General features: G+C 58.7%; 19 protein-coding genes, 1 tRNA gene and 1 pseudogene. 12 read left to right on the top strand and 9 right to left on the bottom strand.

All coding sequences use genetic code 11. The features are described 5' to 3' along the window. Nucleotides 1-4: 4 nt before the first annotated feature. Nucleotides 5-1192: a hypothetical protein gene (locus M5J09_RS12145; protein ID WP_257158041.1), complete on the top strand. Its 1188-nt coding sequence runs from the start codon at nt 5-7 to the stop codon at nt 1190-1192. On the opposite strand, the gene M5J09_RS12140 is transcribed toward M5J09_RS12145, so the two are convergent. Then, on the bottom strand, nt 1131-2450 hold the full coding sequence (locus M5J09_RS12140; RefSeq protein WP_257158040.1) for a site-specific integrase: 1320 nt from the start codon (nt 2448-2450) through the stop codon (nt 1131-1133). The two genes, M5J09_RS12145 and M5J09_RS12140, sit on opposite strands and share 62 nt — an antisense overlap. A gap of 284 nt (nt 2451-2734) precedes the next feature. On the opposite strand from M5J09_RS12140, the pseudogene M5J09_RS12135 reads away from it, so the two are divergent. Beyond that, a pseudogene (locus M5J09_RS12135) lies at nt 2735-2926 on the top strand (transposase); the annotation flags it as partial. Between the two features lie 146 nt (nt 2927-3072). Here M5J09_RS12135 and M5J09_RS12130 read toward each other — a convergent pair. Then, nucleotides 3073-3146 (bottom strand) — tRNA-Ile (locus M5J09_RS12130). 319 nt (nt 3147-3465) lie between these two features. On the opposite strand from M5J09_RS12130, the gene M5J09_RS12125 reads away from it, so the two are divergent. Both M5J09_RS12125 and M5J09_RS12120 read left to right on the top strand, forming a co-directional pair. Then, on the top strand, nt 3466-4794 hold the full coding sequence (locus tag M5J09_RS12125) for an ATP/GTP-binding protein (protein WP_257158039.1): 1329 nt from the start codon (nt 3466-3468) through the stop codon (nt 4792-4794). A gap of 61 nt (nt 4795-4855) precedes the next feature. Beyond that, on the top strand, nt 4856-5275 hold the full coding sequence (locus M5J09_RS12120; RefSeq protein ID WP_257158038.1) for an organic hydroperoxide resistance protein: 420 nt from the start codon (nt 4856-4858) through the stop codon (nt 5273-5275). A gap of 9 nt (nt 5276-5284) precedes the next feature. Here M5J09_RS12120 and M5J09_RS12115 read toward each other — a convergent pair whose 3' ends face one another. Further along, complete coding sequence (locus M5J09_RS12115; RefSeq protein WP_257158037.1) at nt 5285-5728, bottom strand: helix-turn-helix domain-containing protein; 444 nt, start codon at nt 5726-5728, stop codon at nt 5285-5287. A gap of 220 nt (nt 5729-5948) precedes the next feature. Here M5J09_RS12115 and M5J09_RS12110 point away from each other — a divergent pair, with 220 nt between their 5' ends. The 4 genes from M5J09_RS12110 to M5J09_RS12095 are packed head-to-tail and all read left to right on the top strand — an operon-like array spanning nt 5949 to nt 12552. After that, a complete protein-coding gene (locus M5J09_RS12110; protein WP_257158036.1) occupies nt 5949-7421 on the top strand; it encodes a DUF3375 domain-containing protein in 1473 nt (490 codons plus the stop codon). Next, a complete protein-coding gene (locus M5J09_RS12105; protein ID WP_257158035.1) occupies nt 7418-8068 on the top strand; it encodes a DUF4194 domain-containing protein in 651 nt (216 codons plus the stop codon). The genes M5J09_RS12110 and M5J09_RS12105 overlap by 4 nt, the downstream gene beginning before the upstream one ends. Then, entirely contained in the window at nt 8061-11429 is a 3369-nt protein-coding gene (locus M5J09_RS12100) for an ATP-binding protein (protein ID WP_257158034.1), read from the top strand. The genes M5J09_RS12105 and M5J09_RS12100 overlap by 8 nt, the downstream gene beginning before the upstream one ends. Next, nucleotides 11416-12552: a DUF3322 domain-containing protein gene (locus M5J09_RS12095; RefSeq protein WP_257158033.1), complete on the top strand. Its 1137-nt coding sequence runs from the start codon at nt 11416-11418 to the stop codon at nt 12550-12552. Before M5J09_RS12100 ends, M5J09_RS12095 begins: the two co-directional genes overlap by 14 nt. Before the next feature lie 146 nt (nt 12553-12698). Here the strand turns inward: M5J09_RS12095 and M5J09_RS12090 are convergent, their stop codons facing one another. The 3 genes from M5J09_RS12090 to M5J09_RS12080 form a co-directional block, all read right to left on the bottom strand. Next, nucleotides 12699-13124, bottom strand: a complete 426-nt coding sequence (locus M5J09_RS12090) for a hypothetical protein (RefSeq protein WP_257158032.1) — start codon at nt 13122-13124, stop codon at nt 12699-12701. A gap of 421 nt (nt 13125-13545) precedes the next feature. Beyond that, nucleotides 13546-14394, bottom strand: coding sequence for a hypothetical protein (locus M5J09_RS12085; RefSeq protein ID WP_257158031.1), 849 nt, complete (start codon nt 14392-14394; stop codon nt 13546-13548). A 113-nt stretch (nt 14395-14507) separates the two neighbouring features. After that, the gene (locus M5J09_RS12080) at nt 14508-15389 is read right to left on the bottom strand and encodes a hypothetical protein (protein ID WP_257158030.1); all 882 of its coding nucleotides are present in this window, start codon (nt 15387-15389) and stop codon (nt 14508-14510) included. Between the two features lie 53 nt (nt 15390-15442). Between M5J09_RS12080 and M5J09_RS12075 the strand changes: the two genes are divergently transcribed. Continuing rightward, the gene (locus tag M5J09_RS12075; RefSeq protein ID WP_257158029.1) at nt 15443-15712 is read left to right on the top strand and encodes a hypothetical protein; all 270 of its coding nucleotides are present in this window, start codon (nt 15443-15445) and stop codon (nt 15710-15712) included. Here M5J09_RS12075 and M5J09_RS12070 read toward each other — a convergent pair. Both M5J09_RS12070 and M5J09_RS12065 read right to left on the bottom strand, forming a co-directional pair. Beyond that, nucleotides 15651-17048, bottom strand: coding sequence for an APC family permease (locus M5J09_RS12070; protein ID WP_257158028.1), 1398 nt, complete (start codon nt 17046-17048; stop codon nt 15651-15653). The two genes, M5J09_RS12075 and M5J09_RS12070, sit on opposite strands and share 62 nt — an antisense overlap. A gap of 464 nt (nt 17049-17512) precedes the next feature. Further along, nucleotides 17513-17809: a hypothetical protein gene (locus M5J09_RS12065; RefSeq protein ID WP_257158027.1), complete on the bottom strand. Its 297-nt coding sequence runs from the start codon at nt 17807-17809 to the stop codon at nt 17513-17515. 3 nt (nt 17810-17812) lie between these two features. On the opposite strand from M5J09_RS12065, the gene M5J09_RS12060 reads away from it, so the two are divergent. Together M5J09_RS12060 and M5J09_RS12055 are read left to right on the top strand one after the other, a co-directional pair. Beyond that, nucleotides 17813-18238: a hypothetical protein gene (locus M5J09_RS12060; protein ID WP_257158026.1), complete on the top strand. Its 426-nt coding sequence runs from the start codon at nt 17813-17815 to the stop codon at nt 18236-18238. A gap of 102 nt (nt 18239-18340) precedes the next feature. Further along, entirely contained in the window at nt 18341-18949 is a 609-nt protein-coding gene (locus M5J09_RS12055) for a hypothetical protein (protein ID WP_257158025.1), read from the top strand. 75 nt (nt 18950-19024) lie between these two features. Here M5J09_RS12055 and M5J09_RS12050 read toward each other — a convergent pair whose 3' ends face one another. Continuing rightward, nucleotides 19025-19930 carry a UTP--glucose-1-phosphate uridylyltransferase gene (locus tag M5J09_RS12050; protein WP_257158024.1) on the bottom strand — a complete coding sequence of 302 codons (906 nt, stop codon included), beginning with the start codon at nt 19928-19930 and terminating at the stop codon, nt 19025-19027. Between the two features lie 163 nt (nt 19931-20093). Between M5J09_RS12050 and M5J09_RS12045 the strand changes: the two genes are divergently transcribed. Next, nucleotides 20094-21485, top strand: a complete 1392-nt coding sequence (locus M5J09_RS12045) for a sialidase family protein (RefSeq protein ID WP_257158023.1) — start codon at nt 20094-20096, stop codon at nt 21483-21485. The last annotated feature ends 843 nt before the right edge of the window (nt 21486-22328 follow it).

Genomic DNA, 22328 nt, shown 5'->3' with positions numbered 1-22328 from the left:
CAGCATGAGCCCACATTCCGACACGCACAACAGCCGACCACAAATTGAACGGGAGTCAATCGTAGAGTGGATGAAACTTCACGACTGGGCAGTAACATCCTCAGGAGTCGGTGGCGAACTCTGGAAATCCACAACAATTGAAGGGGCGGAAATAGGTATCCCCTTTGGCCCGCTTGATGATTTTTCAATTGAGTCCATCTCAAAGCGTTTAGCTCGTTGGAACGGCGTCAATCAATCCACGTTACTGGACACGCTAGCTACCTACATGGTTGACGTTTCTCGTTTCATTGCCGATGTACCGCTTAATTATTCAGCCGGAAAGCCTGGAGCTGAATTGCGAATCGTCTCCCACCTGTTTGGAGGGACAGGGAAAATATTTCGGGCAGCCGCACGCACTAGCCGCTCCACTACCCAAGTTATTGGAAGCAACTTCAATGAACTCGATGAAACAACTTTCTCCAACGCTATTGCTGGAATGACAGAAGTTGGCTCCTATGCCCTGCCCGTCTATGTGCCCGTAGGAAGTCCTGACACCGACGGATCAATCGGGCTCGCCGCCCCATCGCAACCACGGCAGCTTACCAGCACTGTAGCTAATGCACTGCACGCAATCGAAAAGCATGTCATCACGCCCGCAAGAATGGATGTCACTGACGACGTTATCCGCGAAATGGTTAGCAAAGGCGTTAGCAAGGAACTACTTACAGCGGTCAGCGAACTCATCACGGTGGAAGGCACAGATGCAAAAACGAGCTTCTCGTGGGCACCATCTCATGCTCAGGTTCCTGGAGCCTCCAATCTACCGACTGAGGTAAAAATTCCTCACGAAGCCCGTGGCTTAGTGGATAAAGTTGCTGACCGCTTTAAATCTTCTCCACAGAAGAAGAGAGATTTTGTCGGCGAAGTGCGCGGAATGCTCTTGGGCGAAACTGCTGACGAAGTGATTTCGATTGTTGCTGTACCGCGTGCAGGTTCATCCAATGATGAATCTGCACCTCTTTCGAGCACAGTTGAGGTAACGCACCGTCAGGTGTCTGATAAATTTCGCGACGAATTATACCGATTCATGAGCGAAGGCACAAAAGTCGAATTCACTGGCGTAGTCGAAAAAGTTAGCAACCGGCGTCGGATTAGGAATCCACTGAACTTCCGTGAGCGCCCGCAGCAAATTGATCTGAATACCCAAGACTAGAACTATCAGGCGTAGTCGAAGCAGTTTTCTCTTGCCGCTTCGCGTCCAGGTCTCCCACCCCATCAGGGACTGCCAGCGCGGCGTTCACCGCGTCGAGGACAGCTGCCTTACGATCATCCGTGGCTCGCATGTACACCTCGGTGATGGTGCGTAGGTCTCGCTGACCCAGGAATTCGCCGATATCGGAGATGGGCATGCCTGCCTCGGCCAGGGTGGTGATGACCCAGTTGCGGCCGTAGTGCGGGGTAATGGTCATATCAACGTGCCCGGCGCGTTTCTTCGCCCGCTCGAGAATCGACCGGTACGAGGTATCGGTGACGATTTTGCCCGTGCCGATGGTAAACAGCATGGCGTCGCTGCTGCTACCGCCGCGGTTCTCGAGGTGCCAGCGCACGTCATCATGGAAAGCGGGGAAGATAGGGACGGTGCGATAGCCCGCGTCTGTCTTGACGGTGTCCTTGCGCACCATGCCCACGCCCTTTTCTTTGGAGCGGTAACAATTGCCTCGGATGTGGACGAGGACGGTTTCGCCCTGGTCCTCGATGTCACCGCGGCGCAGGCCGAGCGCTTCGCCAATCCGCAGGCCGTGGAAGAAGGTGAGGATGGCCAGTAGCTTGTGGCTGCCGTCGACGCGGGGCTGGGTGTGGTCGAGGGCGTCAACAATGTCCTGCAGGACCTGTTTGGCGGGGAGCTCTTTCTTTTTGGGTTTGGGCCGTGTTGTGGCTTCTTTGATTGTGGCGGGGTTGGTGGGGATCATGTCGCGGTCGACGGCAGCGTTGAGTGCGGCGCGTAGGCGCTTGTAGGTTTTGTAGCAGGCGTTAGCGGCATGTGTTTTAGTGTTTTCGTCCCACCATGCGGCGATGTCGCGCTTGGTGAGCTGGGTGAGTGGAATATCTCGCAGGCGGGCTGCTTTGCCGTCGACATGGGTGATGCGCAGGCGGATGTCTTTTTCGTAGTCCTGAAGGGTGGAGGGCTCCAGGGTGTCGGGCCCGTGTGAGCGTAGTTGTAGCCATTCGTCCAGCCATTGGCCGGTGGTGCGGGCCTTGTCCTCGCGAGATTGGGTGCGGGTGGCTGGTGGAGTCCATTCGTCGAATTCGATGAGACGTTGTTCGGTGCGTAGCCATGTGGCGGCGTCGTCGGGTGAGATGTAGGTGCGGGGTGCTTTGTGGCGAGCACCGTCGGGGCCCTTGTAGTAGGCGCGGTAGCGGCCAGATTTGAGAAGTTCGATGGAGCCGAATTGGCGACGGCGTGGTGTCATGGGGTGAATCCTGCGGGGCTTGATTGGGGTGTTTTGTGGGATTGTCGTGGGACTAGTGGGCGTTTTGTGGGACTAAAGTGGGACCCGAACGCTTCTACCTGCACGCCACTGCACGCACCGGACATGTGCCATTGCGGCCTAAACGACAGGATGTGTTGGTGAGGTTGGATAGTTAGCCGGTCTGGCGTGCTGGTATTAGGATGATTTCACTTATCCGGAGGGATAACCCAGCCTCGGGCCGGAAATACCGCCAGGGGCGTGCTGGTGTGCTAGCTGCCCAGGTTCACGACGACCCTGTAGAGATCGCCAGGCAGCAAAACTGGGGCCAGGACGCACTCGCCAAAGCACAAACCCTAGCCAACCAGGAAACTCAAGCTACTAGCGGCCATGAGGACGGCCGACCAGCAACCTACGACAGCGCCATTGACACTGCCTACAACCACTCTATGGGAATACGCAAAGGTCATATACGCTAAAACCCCAACCCCACCAACACAATCTGTCGTTTAACTCGACACGCCGGAAAACAACACGTTTTGTCGTTTAGGCCGCCATTGCAGCAGGCCAGGGACAAAACGAGAAGAGACCCCAGCTAGACATGGCCCTAGCTAGGGTTTCTATGTGGGGCCACCGGGGCTCGAACCCGGGACCAACGGATTATGAGTCCGTAGCTCTAACCGACTGAGCTATAGCCCCGCGTATTCATTACTCATGTGTCCACTCCGGCTTACAGCCAGCGCGCCACACTCAGCAGCGAATCCGCTCCCCGCAACATTAATCGGCAGGGCCCTCAAACGGCAATTTGCGGCAATGACTCCCCCACTAGTCTGCGGCACCTCTCAGCCTCACCCAGCCCTCGAAAGCGCCGAGCAATCCCCAGTCCCACAAGCGCGACGACACCAGCAAAAGCTCAGCGCCCATCTTGACCACTGATTTTCATGGAAGAAACTGTTTGCGCGGATATCACACTGCCGTGTGCCTGCATGCCAACGCGCGAGCTTGTAGCGTGGCGAGCATGAGGCTCCTTTCCTTCAGCGTGTCGAATTTCCGCAGCATCCGCGCCACCCAAACGCTGACCTTGTACCAGCACTGGAAGCATTCAACACCACCCGAAGGAGGCTGGGCACAGGTCAGCCAGCCCATAACCGTGTTGGTGGGGCCAACGGCGTCGGGAAAAAGCAGCGTGCTGGAAGCGCTGAACTTTGCTCTTCGAGCGGTGTCATCCTCGGCAACAACATGGCGCGAGGCCGCCCAGCCCAACCAACTTCCCCACGCACCATTTCGCCTCGACCCAACTACGCAGCGCCGGCCCAGCACCTTCGAGCTGGAGTTTGAAGTCGACGGCGTGCGCTACCTCTACGGCTTCCTGTGGAGCTACACCGGTGTGCATTCTGAGTGGCTCAGCCGTGTTCCGGCCAACCGCTGGACGCCGTGCTTTGCACGCAGCCGTGGGGAGGAAACGCAGTGGACGCGGACGTTTATGGATAAGGGGGACGTCGCCAAGCTTGGCCCCGTTGAGGACACCGAGCTGCTGCTCTCCGTCGGCCTGCGCGATGAGCACCCCGTTCTTGCCCCGCTGGCCCGCGCGCTGGTGCATGACGTGGCGTACCTGCCACACGCGCATTCCGCGCTGAGCAGCACCGCTCGGTTCATCGAACTTATCCGGGAGGGCAAACTACGCCTGCACGAGGCGGCGCCACTGCTGCGCGCGGCCGATAACGAAATCCACTCCGTGCGCCTCAACCAGGACCACATCGCAGAACATGTCTTCCGGCAGATGCACCCGGTCATCGACGCATTAAGCAGCACCGATGGCGCTATCCGGCGTCCCGACGAGTTCCTCATCTATTCCGACGCCGAAATCGAGTCCCTGCTGCATGCCATCATCGTGGAACACAAGGGCGAGGCCACTCACTACTCACTGAAACTCACCGACGAGTCCGGCGGCACGCAGAACTGGATGGCCACCGCACCGCTCGTGCTTGATGTGCTGCGCCGTGGCGGCATCCTCGTGGCCGATGAGCTGGACTCCTCCCTCCGCCCAGCCCTGCTGGACTTCATCATCCAGGCCTTCCGCGAACCCACCATCAACGTCAACGGTGCGCAGCTCGTGTTCGCCTCCCACACCTTCAGCGTGCTGGAGCGCGCCTCCGAGCTGGGTCTTAAGCCGGAAGGATTCTGGTCCGTGGAAAAGACTCCCGCCGGCGAGTCTGAGCTGCTCAATCTCGCCGATGTCTCCCTCGACAACCCCGACGCCACCCACCACTTCCTCACTGAGCGCTACGGCACCGCCTCCCGCGAGGCGCTCGACGCCCTCAAGGAACTTGTCATGGCCGGGGCCTGAAACATCCCTCCTTTTGGGCGTACAATCGGCGGCCACATATCCCCGACAGGAAGGAATCACCATGACCGCCGTCTACACCACCGAAGCTCTGTCCACTGGGGACGGCCGCGATGGCCGCGCCGTAGTTCAGGACTCCGATCTTGACTTCACCATGACCGCCCCGAAGGAGATGGGTGGCAGCGGTGAGGGTGTTAACCCGGAGCAGCTCTTTGCTGCCGGTTACGCCGCCTGCTACCACTCCGCTCTCAAGGCTGTGGCCAAGGACAAGGGCGTGGATGTCACCGACTCCGCCGTCGGCGCGCGCGTGACCCTCAATAACGGTTCCGAGGGCTTCTTCATCAGCGCCGAGCTTGAGGTCACCATCCCCGGTGTGGAGCAGGACGAAGCACAGGCGCTTGCCGACGCCGCCCACGAGGTCTGCCCCTACTCCAAGGCCACCCGCGGCAACATCGACGTCAAGGTCACTGTGGCGGAGGACTAGGATCGCCAGTTAGTAATCGGCAGAAGAGAGTTCGCTTTCTTCTTCGAATTCTCGCCACTCGCGGAATGCCTGCATCCGTTCCTCGGTGCGCTGCTGTTTCAATTTCAGAACATCGTCACGCTTAAAACGGTTGTGCGTTCCGCGCTTGTGGGTCGCTATCTTTCCCTCTTTTGCCCACTTCATGAGCGTCGGACGCGAGACTCCCAAAATTTCCGCAGCGACCGTACTCGTAAGTTCTTCGGGTACGCGCGAAATGGTAACTTCTCCACGCTGCGCAACAGATGCCAAGACTTGAGAAATCAGTCGCTGCACATCGATTGGGAGCGTGACCGCACGCCCTTCTGTATCCGCGGCCTTGAAAGTCGCGGCACCGAGGGAAGGTAGCGACTTGAGGCTCTCTACCGTGGCTTCGTCGATCATCACCTGGTCGTTGATCACTGTAGCGGAGGTCATTGGCGCTCCTTTCCTTCTTACCGCCAATAACAACTCTTTCACTTACAAGTGAAATCCCCTCCAGGCGTAACTTTTTGCTTACGCATGACCACACAGCACCCCCAAACCACCACACCTGACTTGAATTATCCAAGGTCTTTGACTTCCTAGAATCTTCGGGATTCGAAAGTTTAAGCCCCACACCTCTGCACTTGTCCGCCCCACCTGTCAGAATCGAATCATGTCTGTTGAAGCACGCGCTTTGTCACTCCGGCGCTTGATGCATGATTCCGCCGCGATTCGGCTCCTGGCTGCGGATAATGCGCCGGTGATTCTGGCGTTGATTGCGGAGTACTTTCCACGCGGCACCCGGGCGCGACCAGCGGCGGAAGTCTATGAGCTCATGGTCACCGATTTCGAGGTGATTGCCAGCGAGTTTCCTATGCCGCGCACCCCACAAAACTATTGCAATGACTGGGTCAAGGCCGGTTGGTTGGTGCGTAAATCCGGAAGGAGTACACGGGGTGAAACACTCGAGCCCAGCGAGGAAGCCCTATCGGCATTGGAAGCAATCGAGCGCTGGGAAGCGCCGGTGACTACGGTGACGGCGTCGCGTGTGGAATCGATTAGCTCGGCTCTGCAGAGGTTGGCGCGGGATACCAATAAGGACATCGCCAGCCGCGTGGCCAGTTTGGAGGCAGAACGCGCACGCATTGACCGCGAGATTGAAAAAGCACAGCTGGGTCAGTTTGAAAGGCTCACTGCCGCCGAGACTGAGGAACGAGTCCAGGATGTGCTCAATATGGCTATGGCGGTGCCGAGCGATTTCGCCAGAGTTCGCCACGATCTTGAAGCGCTCAACCACCAGCTGCGCCGGCAGCTTTTGGATCCGGAGGGCTACCGCGGTGACGTGCTGGAGGAGATCTTCAACGGCGTGGACCACATCGCAGAATCGGACGCGGGCCGCAGCTTCCAGGGCTTTTATTCCCTCCTTATGGATAGGGAGCGCAGCGCGTGGCTCGACCAATGGATTGAGCAGGTGCTCGATAGTGAAGCCGGCCAAGATGTGGCACCGGAGAGACGCAGGCAGCTGCGTCGTCTCTTTCGCGATATGGAAGAAACCAGCTTTGAGGTCAACCAGACCATGACGGGTTTGGCGCGCAGCCTGCGCCACTACGTGTCCTCGGAGCAGTTCGCGGAAGACCGGCGCATGATTGAGCTGCTGCGAGAAGCCCGCGGCATGGCTATTGATGCCGCGCAAGCCAGTGAACTCAAGGCCTTCCACCGGATGGAAACTCCCCTGCAGCGCATCGGTATGTCGATTCATTCCGTCTCCCGCATCCGTTTGGCCAATCCTGGCCGGGAGGTCGTGGAAGAAACACCGGTGGCCTACCAACCGGGCGAAGACAACGCACACGCCCTTTACGAGCTGGTACGCGAGTCCGAGATCGACTTTGAGGAGCTGCACGAGGCGATTCGGCAGACAGTGAGCGACTCTGGCCCGTGCACCATTGCCCAGGTATTGCAGGCCCATCCCCCAACACAAGGCCTCGCCAGCGTGGTGGGACTAGTCCACATTGCTGACCAACATCCGCTGCCTGCGGTGCGGGAGGCCAGTGAAAAGGTCACGTGGACCGAAGAAGACGGTGCTGTACGTGCCGCGCAGATTCCCACTATGTATTTCGATCACACAACCGTTGAGGAGCTTCAATGACCACCGCCAACAGCCCCCGCGTGGATTCCGCGCACGAGCCCCCGCTGTGGGAGCACGACAAAGGAACGTTGACCTACCACTCGCGCCGCGCCTTGGTGCAGCTGCTCCAAGGACCACTTGTCCGCGCACAGAAGGAGCCGGTGCTGTGGTCAGCGATTATTTCTGATGAGGAGAATCTGCGTGCCCGGTTGCACGAGGTATTTTTGGAGCTCGTCATCGATGAGACCGAGGGATTTGCCTTTACCCGCATGGTGGATGATGACACCCTGAGCATCCCGCAGGTGCTGCGCACGGACAAGCTCAAGCACATCGATACCGCCATCCTGCTCAACCTGCGCCAGGAGCTGGGGCTGGCTCTGCCCGGCGAGCGCGTCATCGTGGACGTAGAAGACCTCCGGGAGAGCATCGGCTATGTCCGCGCAGTGGATAACCGCGACGAGGCCGGATTCACCAAACGCTTCAACGCTGCTATCAAGCGCATCCAGAATGACTATTCCCTGCTCAGCGCCACGGAGACCGAAGGCCGGTTGGAGGTCTCGCCGGTGCTGCGCCAGCTTTTCGACGCCTCCACGGTCACCGCCATCCGGGATGAATACGCCCGCCTGGCGCGAGCCGAGGAGACCGAGGAGGACACCTCAGATGACTAAGCACACAAACTATTACCCAGGCCAGTTCCGCATCAGCCGCATCCAGCTCATCAATTGGGGAACCTTTCACGGCTATTTTTCCATCCCGGTAGCGCGCAAAGGTTTCCTCATTACGGGTGGCTCGGGTTCAGGAAAATCCACGCTGCTGGATGCCATGTCGGCGGTGTTGGTCCCGCAGAACCACGTGAAGTTCAACGCGGCCTCGCAGCAAGACCTCGGACGGCACAACGGCCGCAACTTGGTCTCCTACGTGCGCGGCGCGTGGCGGCAGCAGGAGAATACACAGACCGGTGAGATTACCCCGGAATACCTGCGCGAAGGAGCCACCAACTCGGTGGTGGCGCTGACCTATGACAATGGCCAGGGCAAGCAGCACACCCTCATCGCCATTTTTCGCCTCAACGGCGGTGAGAACTCCGTAGGCCAGATCAAGAAGTTGTATGGGCTGGTGCCGGGCGATGAGGACGTCGACAAGCTCAGCCCCTTGCTCACCCGCAGCCTGGATAGCCGCAAGATCAGGGCACTGTATAAGGGCCCCGGCGCGTCCTTCACACCGACCTACGCCACGTTTGCGGACCGCTTCCGCAAACGCCTCGGAATCAAGAATGTGGAGGGCCAGCTCCTTCTTCACCGCACACAATCCGCGAAGTCACTGTCCAGCCTGGACCAGCTCTTTAGGGATTACATGCTGGATGTGCCGGATACCTTCACCAGAGCGGATGAAGCCGTGGAACAATTTGAAGATTTGCGCCAGGCCTACCTGCGGGTTGAGGACGTCAAGGCACAGATAGATACGCTCGCACCACTACCCCAACTTCACTCTCAGCGGTCTAGTGCTGAGGCAGAAAAGGAAAAAGCTGAGGCCATGAGTGAGGCGCTGCCGGCAGTACGCGCCCGCCTGGTGGCAGAGGAATTGGACTTCCGCATCCGTGCGCTCACAGCACAGCTAGCGGAGGCCCAGTCACAGTCGGAGACCCTCGACGCTGAGGTCGCGCACCTGGATGATGCCGAGCGCCTGGCCGCGGTGGCCGTTACCCAACTCAGCGCTGGCGAGCTCGATGCCTTGAAGGCCAAGATGGAGACTGCGGAGAAAGAGATTGAGCACCGCACGAAGGAATTCCAACGGCTGGCTGCAGCCGCTGGCGCGTGGACTGATGATTACGAGTTCAGCCCGCACGGCTTCGCCGAGCTGCAGGCCACCGCGAAGCTGCGCATCGCAGATTTTGAAGTTGACTTCGCCGACCTCACCGACCAGCAGCAAGAAGCCGGCGTAGCGGCCCGCGACGCCGCCACCGCCTGCGCCACGCTCGATAGCGAGCTGCGCTCATTTAGCTCGCGGCGCACCAACATCGACAAGGCTCTCGTAGAACTGCGCGCGCAGCTAGCTCGCGATACCGGCTATGCCGAATCCGAGCTTCCCTTCGCCGGCGAGCTCATCGATATCAGCCCGCAGCAGGCGGACTGGGAACCGGTAATTCAAAAGCTCCTTCACGGTTTTGCGGCCACCCTGTTGGTGCCCGAGGCTGCCCGCGACACCATCAACCAGTGGGTCAATTCGCGCAACGTGGGCACCCGTTTGGAGTACCGCACCATTCCGGAGTTTGCTTCACCACCGGCGTCCGCACGCAGCCCGCGGCAGCTTATCCACAAGCTGGAATTCCAGGACCACGCCATGGCGCACTGGGTTCGCCAACATATTTCGCGCCGCTTCAACTACGAGTGTGTGGACTCGGTTGCGGAGCTAGACAAGGTCACCACCACCCCGGCGGTAACGCGCGATGGCCTGGAAAGCCGCCCCAAGGATAAGGACGGCTCAACCCGCTTCATCAAGGATGACCGCAAGCGTTTCCGCGGCACTGCCTGGTACCGGGTAGGTTCCACCAACACCGCCAAGATTGAGCTGCTGCGCGCCCAGCTCACGGGGGCCAAAGCCACCGCGCGTGCCACGGCGAAGCAGGTCCAGAACCTCAACCGGAAGATGGACATTCTGCGCTCCCAGCGCGATAAAGCCCAGCAGGTGCTAGAAACCTCCTTCCAGGATATTGACACCGCCTCCGCCGAGGCTCGCCGGCGGGATCTGCAGGAGCAGTATGACTCGCTGGCCTCCTCCCCGGAGGCCCAAGCCCTAGCCGCAGCCCACGAGCAGGCCAAGGCCAAGCTCATGGCCGCACGCGCCCGGCTGAACGCCGCCCAGAAGCACCTGGGCAACATCGAAGGCGAGCTTGAGCGCTCAACCGAGCGACGCCGCAGCATCGGTACCGTGCCCGACATCGCGGACCAGGACATCGCGAAAGCAGTCGAAGAGGCCCTGCACAAGGGCAAGCGCAAGCTCACCATTGATGACATCGATGCGCGGCGCGATGAGGTGCAGGCCAGTCTTCAGAACACCGCCCGCACCGCCGCGCGCAGCATCGAGGACGCCAACGCCAAAATTGTCTCTGTCCTCCACACGTATCTGGCCCAGTGGCCGGCGGAAGCCGCGGACCTTGAGCCGCAGGCCAGCTTCGCTGGCGAGGGCATTGAGAAGCTCAAGTTCCTACGCGCTGACCGCCTGGCGGATTTCCGCGCCCGCTTCCTGGAGCTGCTCAACGGCTCCACCGTGCGCAACCTCTCCCACCTCACCACCGACCTGCGCCGTGCTCGCAGTGATATTGAGCGGCGCATGGAATACATCAACAAGTCCCTGGAGCGCTCTCCCTTCAACGGTGAGCGCACCCTGCGCATCGACGTCAAAGATGCTCGCGGCCAGGTGGTCCAGGATTTCCAGCGGGATCTTGATGCCGCCACCTCCCACAGCTTGGGCGAAATCGGCTCCGATGATACAGAGGCCGCCCTTGCGCGCTACCACGCGTTGGACAAGATCTTGAGCCGCTTGGGCTCGAGCCAGCCAGAGGATATCCGCTGGCGCAACGTTGTCTTAGATACCCGCCGCCACGTCAGTTTCATCGGCCGCGAGTGCTACCCCGACGGAACGACGGCCAATACCTACCAGGATTCCGCGTCACTCTCCGGCGGCCAGGCGCAAAAGCTCGTCTTCTTCTGTCTGGCTGCGGCCCTCCGCTTCCGGCTGGCGGAGCCGGATCAGGACGTGCCCACCTATGGCTCCATCATTCTGGATGAGGCCTTTGACCGAGCCGATCCCACCTTTACCCGCACAGCCATGTCCGTCTTTACGTCTTTTGGTTTCCATATGATTCTGGCCACTCCTTTCAAGCTCATCCAGACGCTGTCTCCTTACGTGGATGGCACGATTGTGGTCAAGTACGACGAGCCCACCATCAATGGCCGCCCGCAGGCGCGCACGGGCTATTCGCTTATCGACGCCTCCACCTACCAGGATCCCGACCATGCGCAACCCTGAAGATTTGCACGCCCACGCCGCAAAGTTCCTGCGCAACCACTTTGCCCAAGCACTGGCTGACCCGGATTCTGTGCGCGTCGACTGGCCCCTGCACCCGCCCACTGCCGCTGCTGCCGCCCGCGATATCGACGCCGCACAGGGCTTTGTCCGCGCTTGGCAGCGCTGGCCCCACCAGGAGGAGGTTATATACACCTCCCGCAATTGGTCACGCGCGGGCCTCGGCACGAACACCATCCCGACTCGCATCACAATCACCGGTGCTGAACGCATCGCCACCGCCGCCGGCTTGGAACGCGAGTATTCCACCGCCCGGCAGCGCGCCCGGAGCATCGCCGCCATCTTCCCGGGCTCACCCGACTTCGCCCACACCGTCCACCGCAGCTATACCCAATGGAAGGATTTAAGCGCCTATGACCTGGCGTGCCTGGGGCCGTGCCTGACCTGGCTGCGCGCCAACCCTGAATCCGGTGAGTGGGAGCGCGCCGTGCCGGTTGAGGGTGTGGACGGCAAGTGGATTGGCAACCACCGCCGCCTACTCCTCACCCTCCTCGCTCCCTTCGGCATCACGGACTTGGGCCTGCGCCGCAGCGACACCCGAATCCGCCTGCGCTACCTCAACCACGCCCCTGCATTCTCCGATATCGAAATCCCCCTTGCCGACGCTGCCAGACTCTTCACCGATACCCCTCCCCGCGTCCTCATCGTGGAAAACAAGCAGACGTTCCTGGCCCTGCCCGCGCTTGCCGACGCCTCCCCTCCCACCATCGCACTCCTCGGTGCCGGCACCGCCGCTCACCAACTCCACGCACTGGACTGGCTTAACCACACCGACATCACCTACTGGGGCGACCTCGACGCCGCCGGCTTTGCCATCCTCAACGCCGTGCGCGCCCACTTTCCCCACACGAAGTCACTCCTCATGGACACCGCCACCGTCACCGAATTCCAGCACCTGGCCGTCCCCGACCCCGGCGACGGCTCCGCCACACTTACCCACCTCACCACCGAAGAGCAGCGCGCCTATCGCCAACTCTTCACCGCAGGCCGGCTGCGCATTGAGCAGGAGCGGATTCCTTTTGCGCATGTGAGTGCGGCGATTCAGCAGGAACTCGGACCGACATAGCGGCACCATCACCCCACCACAAGAAAAATGACCCCCACCTGCCAGTAGCCCCGGTGAGGGTCGAGCAGCTGTACGTAATGTAGGGCTGCTCCTAGCGAAGAGTGTGCCTCATCTAGCTCCATTCAGTCAAGAGTAAGGTGCCAGGCCTATTTTTCCTTTTCCCTTTTTCTGGCTTGTCTGCGCTCTCGCCTTCGAGCACGTTTTGCTTTGCGGATGTCGACGACCCACTTCGGAACAAAAGGCCACGGAAGCGGAATCCCGAACGCACCCGTAATTCCAATGAGCCCGATACCGAGCGCTGTCATGCCCGCAAACATCAGCACCGTTGAGACTAATTCGGGAGGGTTTACACTTTCGACCAACCCTGAGATACCGCCAACGCCCAGAATTAGCGAGCCGTAAGGATAGTAGAAAAGGACACCATCACTTGCTGCGCCTTCAAAGGCGGGTTCGTCGTACCACTCTTCCGATTTGGGATTCCTGCGCACCTCCAAAATGTAGTAGGCCCAGAAGAGCACCATGACAAGCACTAACCCGGCGTATACAAGCAGCTCAGTAACATCCCCGTCCATAGAATAGTCCTCCCGTGGCTGCCGGTTGCGTTATGTGCAAACGCTACCAGCGTCTGCTGAGATGAGGTTTAGGACGAAAGCAAAGTATGGATGCGCACATGCACCTGAGCCAAGGACACTCTATAAGACCAGGCATTTATGAGGCTTGTAGTCGTTCAGCCTTGGGGCGCCTCTCTTTTAGCTTCTCTGAGTTCCACATCAACCGCACAACGCAGACCCGCTTTCGCCCTGCTCACTATTGAGTCCTCTGCCGCCGCCCGGCTTGCCGACGCCCCGACCATCCCCCGGTACATAGCGCTTATCCAGAACTTTTGGGCTGAGCCAATAAAGTGCTTTGTTGCCTGTGGCTATTGGGTAAAGAAGACTTCGCCCGATAACGGGATGCCGAAAACGCTCAAATCGGAGAGCTCTCTGTGGTGTCCTACTCGCTGACTACTTCACCATCAATTACGGGAGGATTGGCGGGTTTACTTTCAAGCTTGTCATCAAACTCCGGCAATAATTCATCAATATCATCAAACTCACCATTTAGTTGACGTTCGAACACGTCAATAAGGCGTTTGCCCATCGGCTTGAACGAGGCCCACGCAATTCCACCGGAGACAGCTCCACCAAGTACTGGAACGGCCTTAGTGATGGTCTTCTCAACGGTCTTTTTGGTGATCTTCGCACCAAGCATCGTGCCGGTTTTCTTGAATAGGGGGTACCAAACAGTTTTGGTCAAAGCCTTTCCAGCAACCTTCTTACCTACCCGGGCCCCTACTTTTTGGGAGGTGTTGGCGATCAGCGCAGCAGCACCAGCCGCGCCAAACATTCCACCCAGATAAGCCATTACTCGGATCTTCGCCTCATCTGAAAGGCCAGATGTCCCGTTAGACTCGAACAGCTCATCTTCCCCATACAGATACGCGATCTGTTGCGCCATACGCATTGCAAAACCGAAATATTGCACGACGTCCGCAGCGCCAGCTGGAATCATTACGAGGACATTGGTCGGGATACCGGATGCAAAAGATACCGCAGCTGTCTTGGTTGTATTGGACGCTACAACCTTTTGAGCATGCTTTCGCAGTGTCGCCTGTGAGAAAACGGCCTGCGGACCATGCTCAAGAATCTCTTCCAAGTAGGGTGAGCCCTCAAAATGCTTGTTCAAGAATTCGGCGCGATCCACCTTCACAAATGGAATTTTCGATGCCAAATTGATCGTATTAAGGGCGTTTTCATACAAAGCTTGCTCGTCAAAATCGGAAAATTGCAGCTTCTTTCCCATGACTAAAAACTCCCATAACGAAGTAAACTAACTACGGCTTATCTTAGTTCAAGTAGCTTTCCAGTGTTATCCCAAGGACAAGAAGAGCTCCAACAGAGCAACTAATAGTGCCATCACCTCCAACGCCGCCTGCGATACTCAACCCGAACTGGAATCTCGTCAGGTTCTAGTGGCCTATCAGGGGTCTCGCGGATGGTATACGGCGTTATCTGCTCCGTGAGTAGTTCCTGCCGGTACATTTTGGCAATCTCTGGCTCTTTCTTTTCAATATGCTCAATCAGTCGCTTAGCCAAGTCGAAAAGCCTTGCCCCCTCTGCTTCTGCCGCAAGTTCTCGTTCGTACTTCCGTACCGCAGCAAAACCGCACCATTCACGCCAGAGTTCAAACATCGGCCGGTAGTGCTCACAATAGAATTCCCACTCCCATCGCGCAGAATTAATTCCCTGATGCTCTCGAAGCTTAAATTTCCACTCATTCTCTTCTTTTGCCACGACCTCAAGCACTTCATCAGGACAGACTTCCGCGAATCTTTGCACAATGCGGACTCCGCCCAAGGGAGATATTTGCAGCCCTTCCTCGCAGGAAGCGGTTAGCACTCCCTCCAAAAGCACGTCCAATGGGGAATCTACTAGTTCTTCAAGAGCCTTCGCATCGGTGATCACAACATCATCGCCGCTTCCCAGCTCCATGGCTTCTCCTAGGCGGCAACTCTCAATCATGAAGCTTGCGGCACTGTCTTGCTCTTCCCCACCTCGTTGCGCGTGTAGCCTCACCTGATGGTTCACTAGTCCATCAATCTCAGCAGCCTTAGCCCATGGCCCCTTAATTCGCGGCCGCGGGACCTTACGGATGGATCCGTCCTCAAGCTCTAGGGAGTACCGAAACGAGGCCTTTCTCGAAGGCTGAATGTCCACAATCCGAGCCTTTAAAGATTGCCCGACGATGGAATCGCTTTCTCTATACGCAACTACGTCTCCAACCTCGACCTTGTCCATTAGCCCATTCCTCGCTTCTCGACGCCAACTGAACACTGCCCTCTCAAAGTCTAGTGCTAAAGCGTGTGTTCAGCGCCGTGCTTGCCGACGCCTCCTTCCCCACCAGGCCGACCACACCGACCCGAGCTGACGAGCAGCAGGAAGAAGAATCCGGCGAGCAGCCCCTCAACGCGAGCCAGGTCGGCGGCGACTGCGGCCTGACGCCCGAGGGTGACACAATCTTGGCCGCAGCAACTGAACACTACCGACTAACCACCCCAGCTATTCCAGAATCAACGACGCCGTCTTCTCCGGCGGCACGTCCTTCAGCTGCAGGCTCTTGATGGTCCACGACACCAGGCCCAACGCAATCCAGACCACCAGCGCGATGAGCGGAGCCGTTCCCAGCATGCCAGGCGAGCCCGGGATAAAGAGCAGCGCCAGGAACCCGATGGAGAGAATGCATCCGGCGAGCGCGAAGTACTCGTAGAACTTGTTCGGTGCAATGGGCTGAGTCATCCCGGAGACCTGTCCAGTGCGCGCAATCTTCCAGGCGCAGAAGCACGTATAGAAATACGCCACCGTGATACCAGCACTGGACATATCGACGACCCACGTCAACGCCGCACGCCCGAACCAGGGAGTCACCAAACACACCGCACACACCAACAGAATCGCGTTGCGTGGGGTGTGCTCCTTGCCCTTAAGCTCACCCAGCCGGCGCGGAACCAAATTAGCGCGGCCCAAGGTAAACAGCACTCGGCTTGCTGCAGTGTAGAAACCATTGAGTCCAGTCAGGACACCCGCGCTCACCGCAACAACCATGAGCACCAAGCCCGCTGGTCCCATCACCTCGCTGATGGCTGCTGCCGGTGGCCAAGCCTCGCCCTCTAGGTCGCTGTGGTTGGCGCCCACGGCAATCGACGTCGCTAGCATCATCGCCAAGTAAATCAGCGTCGCTACAGTGATGCCCCACAGCAAAAGCCCCAGAGCCTTCTTCGGAGAGAAATTAAACTCGCCTGCCAGCTGCGGAATGGAATCAAAGCCCACGTAGGCCCACGGGGCAAAAGCGATGATGGTCGCCACCGCCGCAACAGGCGGCACATTTGTGGGAAAAGCAGGGGCAAGCTCCGGGCGCTCGACGACGAAATAGATCACCATCGACGCCACGATAACCACCACTGCCAGGATCATGAGCACAACGGCAAAGAACTGGAACTGGCCTGAGAGCGCAGCACCTTTGGAGTTCAACCACGCGAACCCAATGATAAACAGTGAGCAGATGGCTACTTCGGGAAGATAGATGGTCCACCCGGCGACGTCGTAAAGCGCGCCCTGCATGACCAACTCAGGGAACGTGACACGGAAGATGAGCGTGACCGCCGACGCATTCAACGCGACGACGCACGAGTACCCCAGTGTCAACGCCCACCCCGCAATAAACGCATGAGTCCGGCCGAGTGCTGCCATGGCGAACGCCACCCCACCACCGGTCAGCGGCAGCGCACGAATGGTAAAGCCGTAGCTCAAACCAATAACGGCAATCATCAGGCCACCGATGACAAAGCCGATGAGTGTTCCAGCAAGCCCCGCCTTCTGCATCCAGTCAAACGGCAAGATATAGGCACCCCAGCCAATCGCCGCACCCAACGCCATGGCAAAGACCCACGAGGGCTTCATCGTTTTCCGCAGTGTCGTACTCTCCGACATGTAGTTTCACTCCAGACAATTCACCTTGGGCGCAAGGACCTTGCGGACGGTCCCAGCGCGCGTTTCTAGCAAGTCTAGAGATCTCGCGTTAAGTGTGCTGTAGATCTAATAAATTTAATACGGGGTTCCACTTCTCATCTCACGAACGTAACCGATGTTGGCCATTGCAGAGCTCTGTTGACGAGCACTCGCATGCCCTGCAGTCTTGGGATGTCACTACGAGCTGATCCAACGATCGTGCCCCAACTCCCCGCACAAGGCGGGTAACGCCCGCCCCCGGCGACTAAGTTCCCAGTGCCTACCTCCGGTTGCGTCGGGCAATCTCCGCGCTGAGCAGCGTGGCAAAGCCCGTCCACGCGGCGTAGGGAGCAAGCACCACTCCGCGCTCAGGGCAGATTTCCATACGCGGCGATCAAGGTCGGCGCAGCTGACAGCTAGGGCACCGGCCCACGCGGCGGCAAGACCGCGTCGGCGCCGACCGTGCCGAGGGTCTTCTGCCAGCGGCGAGTATCGGTGCCCTCGTTAGCGGCCGCGACGGCGGCAGCAAAGGTCTGGTTGCCGCCGGGCGGGGTACCTACATAGGACTCGAAGTCACGTTCCTTGTCCAACACCACGCCGGCCTGCAGGGCCGCCGAGAGAACTGATGAGTCGAGAAAGACCTCGCCCACCTCCACGCGGGAGCCCAAGTGCTCCGAAAGCTCCTCGGCACGGACGTCTCCGGTCTTGGACATGGAATGGATGAGGTAGAGGGAGACGTCGGCAAGCATCGGCGCCTCATTCAAATCCACAGCGCTCGTAGCATCACCATCATCCTGTTTCTCCTCGGCGCCCTCATCGTGCGCTCTATCCCCGCCCTGTTCGGGCCGGTGAGTGACCTGCTGGACACTATGCGCCACGACAGCGTCCCCATGACGCTGGCCACGCTCGTCATCAACGGCGTGGGCGAGGGACTCTTCTTCCGCGACGTGGCACGCCGCGCGCTTTCCGACGCCTCCTCCCCCACCCCCTCACTCATCTTCCAAGTTGCCCTCTACATCGCCGTCACCGCTGCCATGGGCGTCCCCCTGCTCCTCGTGGCCTCCGTCCTCATCTCCGCCACCACCCTGCACCTAGTGTGGAGCATCGGAATGGCGTTTGTTCTGCCGGGGTTGATTCACTAGCGCGTAGCGCTGCCCATCCCGTCAGGATTCCCCAGCGGCCGACTCAATAATTTTCCACTAATAAGCAGGTCAGGCCGCCATTCCCGTATATACTGCTGTGCTATGCACAAACTCTCTTCTCTCACACTCGCTATCGCCACAGCATGTGCGCTGACCGCATGCAGCACTGACACCTCTTCCCCAGCCACATCACCTGACACCGACAGCGTCGACGACACCACAGTTGCCGTGGAGGAAACGACCACCGCGGACAGTGATGACGACACCACCACGGAAGAAGACTCCACTCCCGCCCCAACTACAGCTGCGGACGACGATGACGACGCCGATGATGAGGCACACGACGACGCAGAGGAAAACTCGACGAATGCCAGCCAGATTGGCGGCAACTGCGGTACGACCCCGCAGGGCGACCGCATCACTGCCGGAAGCGCCACGTCCTGCGAGTTCGCGGTAGCCATGTTCGCCCCGGCCTCGAAGGCCACCTACACCATGACCTCGCTCGACCCTTCAAACCCCACGGTCGGCTCCCTCTACACCGCTCACATCACCGCCAAGAGCCCCGTGACTGGTGAGAACTATGACCTCATCTGCCGAATCGGCAGCGACAGGGCTGACCTGACCTGCGCGAAGCCCGGCGATCGCAGCGTTTCCGGTTCCTTCAACTCCGCCGCACACGATTGGCCGGATAGGGTGAATACCGTCGATTAGTCTGACCGCAGCTCTTCCCGAGTAAGCAACAAAGGAGTCCTAGTTCCCTAACGGGAACTAGGACTCTTCGCATCTTTAACCCAATTGCTGCCTATATTTTTCCATGATGGCCTCAAGGTCTTTAAACAACGCCGGTCCATACTTTGGATGGCGCAAGCCAAATTCCACGCTGGCCGGGATAAAGCCGGCCGGGTTACCCAAGTCATGGCGGATACCGTCGTGGACTACGACGTGGACGGGGTGCCCCTCGGAAATGAGTAGATCGATGGCGTCGGTAAGCTGCAGCTCCCCGCCCTTGCCTGGTTCGATGCGGCGAAGGGCATCGAAAATCGCGCGATCTAGTAGGTAGCGGCCTGTAGCCACCAAGTTCGACGGCGCGTCCTCAGCCGCAGGTTTTTCCACCATGCCCACGACCTTCTTCACGCCGTCCTCGTCGGTGTCCTCAATGTCAAACACGCCATAGTTCGATACGTGTGCCGGATCCACCTCAACAGCCAACAGCACCGAGCCACCATGCTCCTGACGCACCCGAATCATCTCACTCATGGCAGCGGTAGGCTCAATGACGTCGTCGGGAAGCATGACCGCAAAGTAGTCCTCGTCCTCGTCCAAGACGGACTCCGCCAAACCAACAGCATGTCCTAGGCCCAAAGGCTTGTCTTGGACAACAGCGACGGGATCAATAATCTGCGCGGCACGCTCAACCTTCGCTGCCTGCTCATCTTTTCCACGAGCACGCAGGATCTCAACTAGGTCAGGAAACTCATCGAAGTGCCGCATGACTTCGTCCTTGCTAGGCGAGGTGACAATAGCTAGTCGTGTTGCTCCAGCGCCCGCGGCTTCCTCGGCAATCATCTCAATACCGGGAGTGTCCACAACCGGCAGCAATTCCTTAGGGACAGTCTTGGTCGCGGGCAAGAAACGAGTACCCATACCAGCGGCTGGGACTACGACGGTGCGGACAGAAGTGGATTTAGCCATAGGGCAATCTTAGTGCACAGGGAATCCCACTCAGGGCCTCAGCCTACTAAAGAACAATATTAGTAGTGCACACGCTTGCCGGTGTCTACCAGTTCTCCTGCCCCACGCGTCACCACAAACTAGACTTCGATTTATCTCAACCTCACCCACGAAGGAGCCTCTCATGCGTCGACCGCCACGCACTGGTAAAGCACTCGTTGCCCTAGCCCTCACTGCCTCTCTGGTTACCGGACAGGCAACCACCCCAGCACCTGCTGAGGCACAACCATTCCCTGCCTTCCAGATGCCTGCCCTTCCCCAATTCGATGAGGAGCAGGTCCAGCAGGCCGTTGCTGCACTCGTGGCGCTTGCAGCAAGCGTTGGCGGTTTGGCTCTCATCGCCGGCCTACTGCCCGGAGTCGGTTCTTCCAACGGCTCCTCGTCGCCCACAGCACCGAGCACCACTTCTGCAGCAACTCCGAGCACTACCACTTCCACGCCTGAGTCCACTCAACCTTCAACTTCCCCGGCGCCTACTGAGGAACCCAGTTCCTCGCCGGAACCGACCACAAGCACAGCTCCCGCCCCAGTTACTTCCGTGGAGCCCTCCCCTGGTTTTGCTCAGCACGTAGCCAGCATCAAGGAACGACTTGCCACCAGTGAAGATAAAGATCCTTTGTGGGCGTGGACCGCTCCGCGCGGCCCGCAGCTCACCTTGCCCACCCACGAAGACAGCGGCCAAGCCACTCACCCATCAGTCCTCTACTTTGAGAATGGTTGGCACGGTTGGAAGTACTGGATGGCGATGACCCCATACCCGGCCAGCGACGAAGGTGCTGAAGATCCCAACGTAGTTGTCTCCAACGACGGCTGGAACTGGCAGGTTCCAGACGGACTCAATAACCCCATCGACGACCAGCTGGGCAAGCCCAACCCTCACAACTCTGACACCCAGCTCGTCATGGCCCCGAGCGGTGAGATGTACCTCACCTGGCGCATGGTCGATCGCCCGAACGGAAAGACCAACCGAATCTACCTAGTGAAATCCACCGATGGTGTGCACTGGTCGGAAAAGGAGGAAATCTGGACCGGTAAGCCTCAGTTCATGTCTCAAGCCCTCATCTGGACGGGAGAAGAGTGGCGCCTCTACGGTGTAGCCAACGGCGGTGGTGTGCCTAACCGCGTGGTCTTTTACGAAAGCTCGGATCTCAAAACCTGGTCTGAACCAACCACCGTGTCATTTGACCCTGGCCTCACGTCTGGGCAGCGCCTGTGGCACATCGACGTCCAACTCTACGACGGTGAATACATCGGCCTCGTCCACATCATCCCCGGCACGGTCAAGCAAGGTAACCTCTATCTTCTGCGTTCTCAAGACGGTGTCACTTGGAAGCGCTCGGACACCCCCATCATCTCTCACGAGGAGTCCGGCTACCCCAACCTCTATAAATCCGCCCTAGTCCCCCACGGTAGCGGGGACGACCTCTCCTTCGATCTGTACTACTCCGGCTTTAGCGAAGGCCGCGCTGACTGGCGTATCAATCGCACCATAGTGGAGCGGGTAACTAGCGGTTAATCTCCAAGGAAATCAATTAGCCCCATGGAGTCGGTGTAATCCTAACCGTGTGCACTAGGGTTGAGCATCAGCAACATTACCCCGGGGCACAACTCTGGGGGACTGCGCCAACACTCAGGCCCTCTCGCTTATTCGACAGACCCACTGAGCTTCTGATATTCGTTGATGAGAGTTGGACAGACTGGCCCCTTTGTCCACCCCGCCATCGGCGTTATGCCGATAACCCAGCATTCGTGTAGAGGGCTTCGAGGTTTTAAAGAGTCAGTCCCCGAGACTGGCTCCATCTTCGCAGAAGTCGAGAAACAAATCTTTGTCGGCGCGATTCCGGTTCACCGATCACCTGGACGATGGCAGAAAAAGCGCCAACCTCCTCTACGCAAAAGTCCCGGTAGAATGCCCCAAGCCTCCGCATCATAGGTAACTTGATAACAAGTTCAAAACCACTCGTGGGCCCAGGGAATTTGATGAATTCAAACGGCCATCGATGCAAGAGTCTTTGGACACATCGCACGATACGTTGATGTGCACGACGGTCATGTCCTCATGATGTGGTACCACATTTACGAAGAGCCACGAAGACAACGCCTTCCCGAGATGAACGCCCACATTCTTGGCAGATCGTCCGAGTTTTCAGAGGTAAGGCTGATTGTTGAACCAACAATACTCATGGACAGTTAGCTGGATTCTAGCATCTAGTTAGCCGATTGGGTTTGTGCATTGTGTCAGATGCGAGTTTTTGGTACCGGTGTTCTGGGGACTCGGTGTAAAGTGTCAGCACCTCGTGCACGGTGAGTGTCATCAGGTTGTGCACACTGGGTGTCAGGAGGTTGTGCACACTGTGTC

The organism is Corynebacterium sp. BF-R-2, from assembly GCF_024586525.1.
Lineage (GTDB): Bacteria > Actinomycetota > Actinomycetes > Mycobacteriales > Mycobacteriaceae > Corynebacterium > Corynebacterium singulare.
Note: the sequence above shows the minus strand (reverse complement) of the source record. Positions and strands in the feature narration are given on the sequence as shown.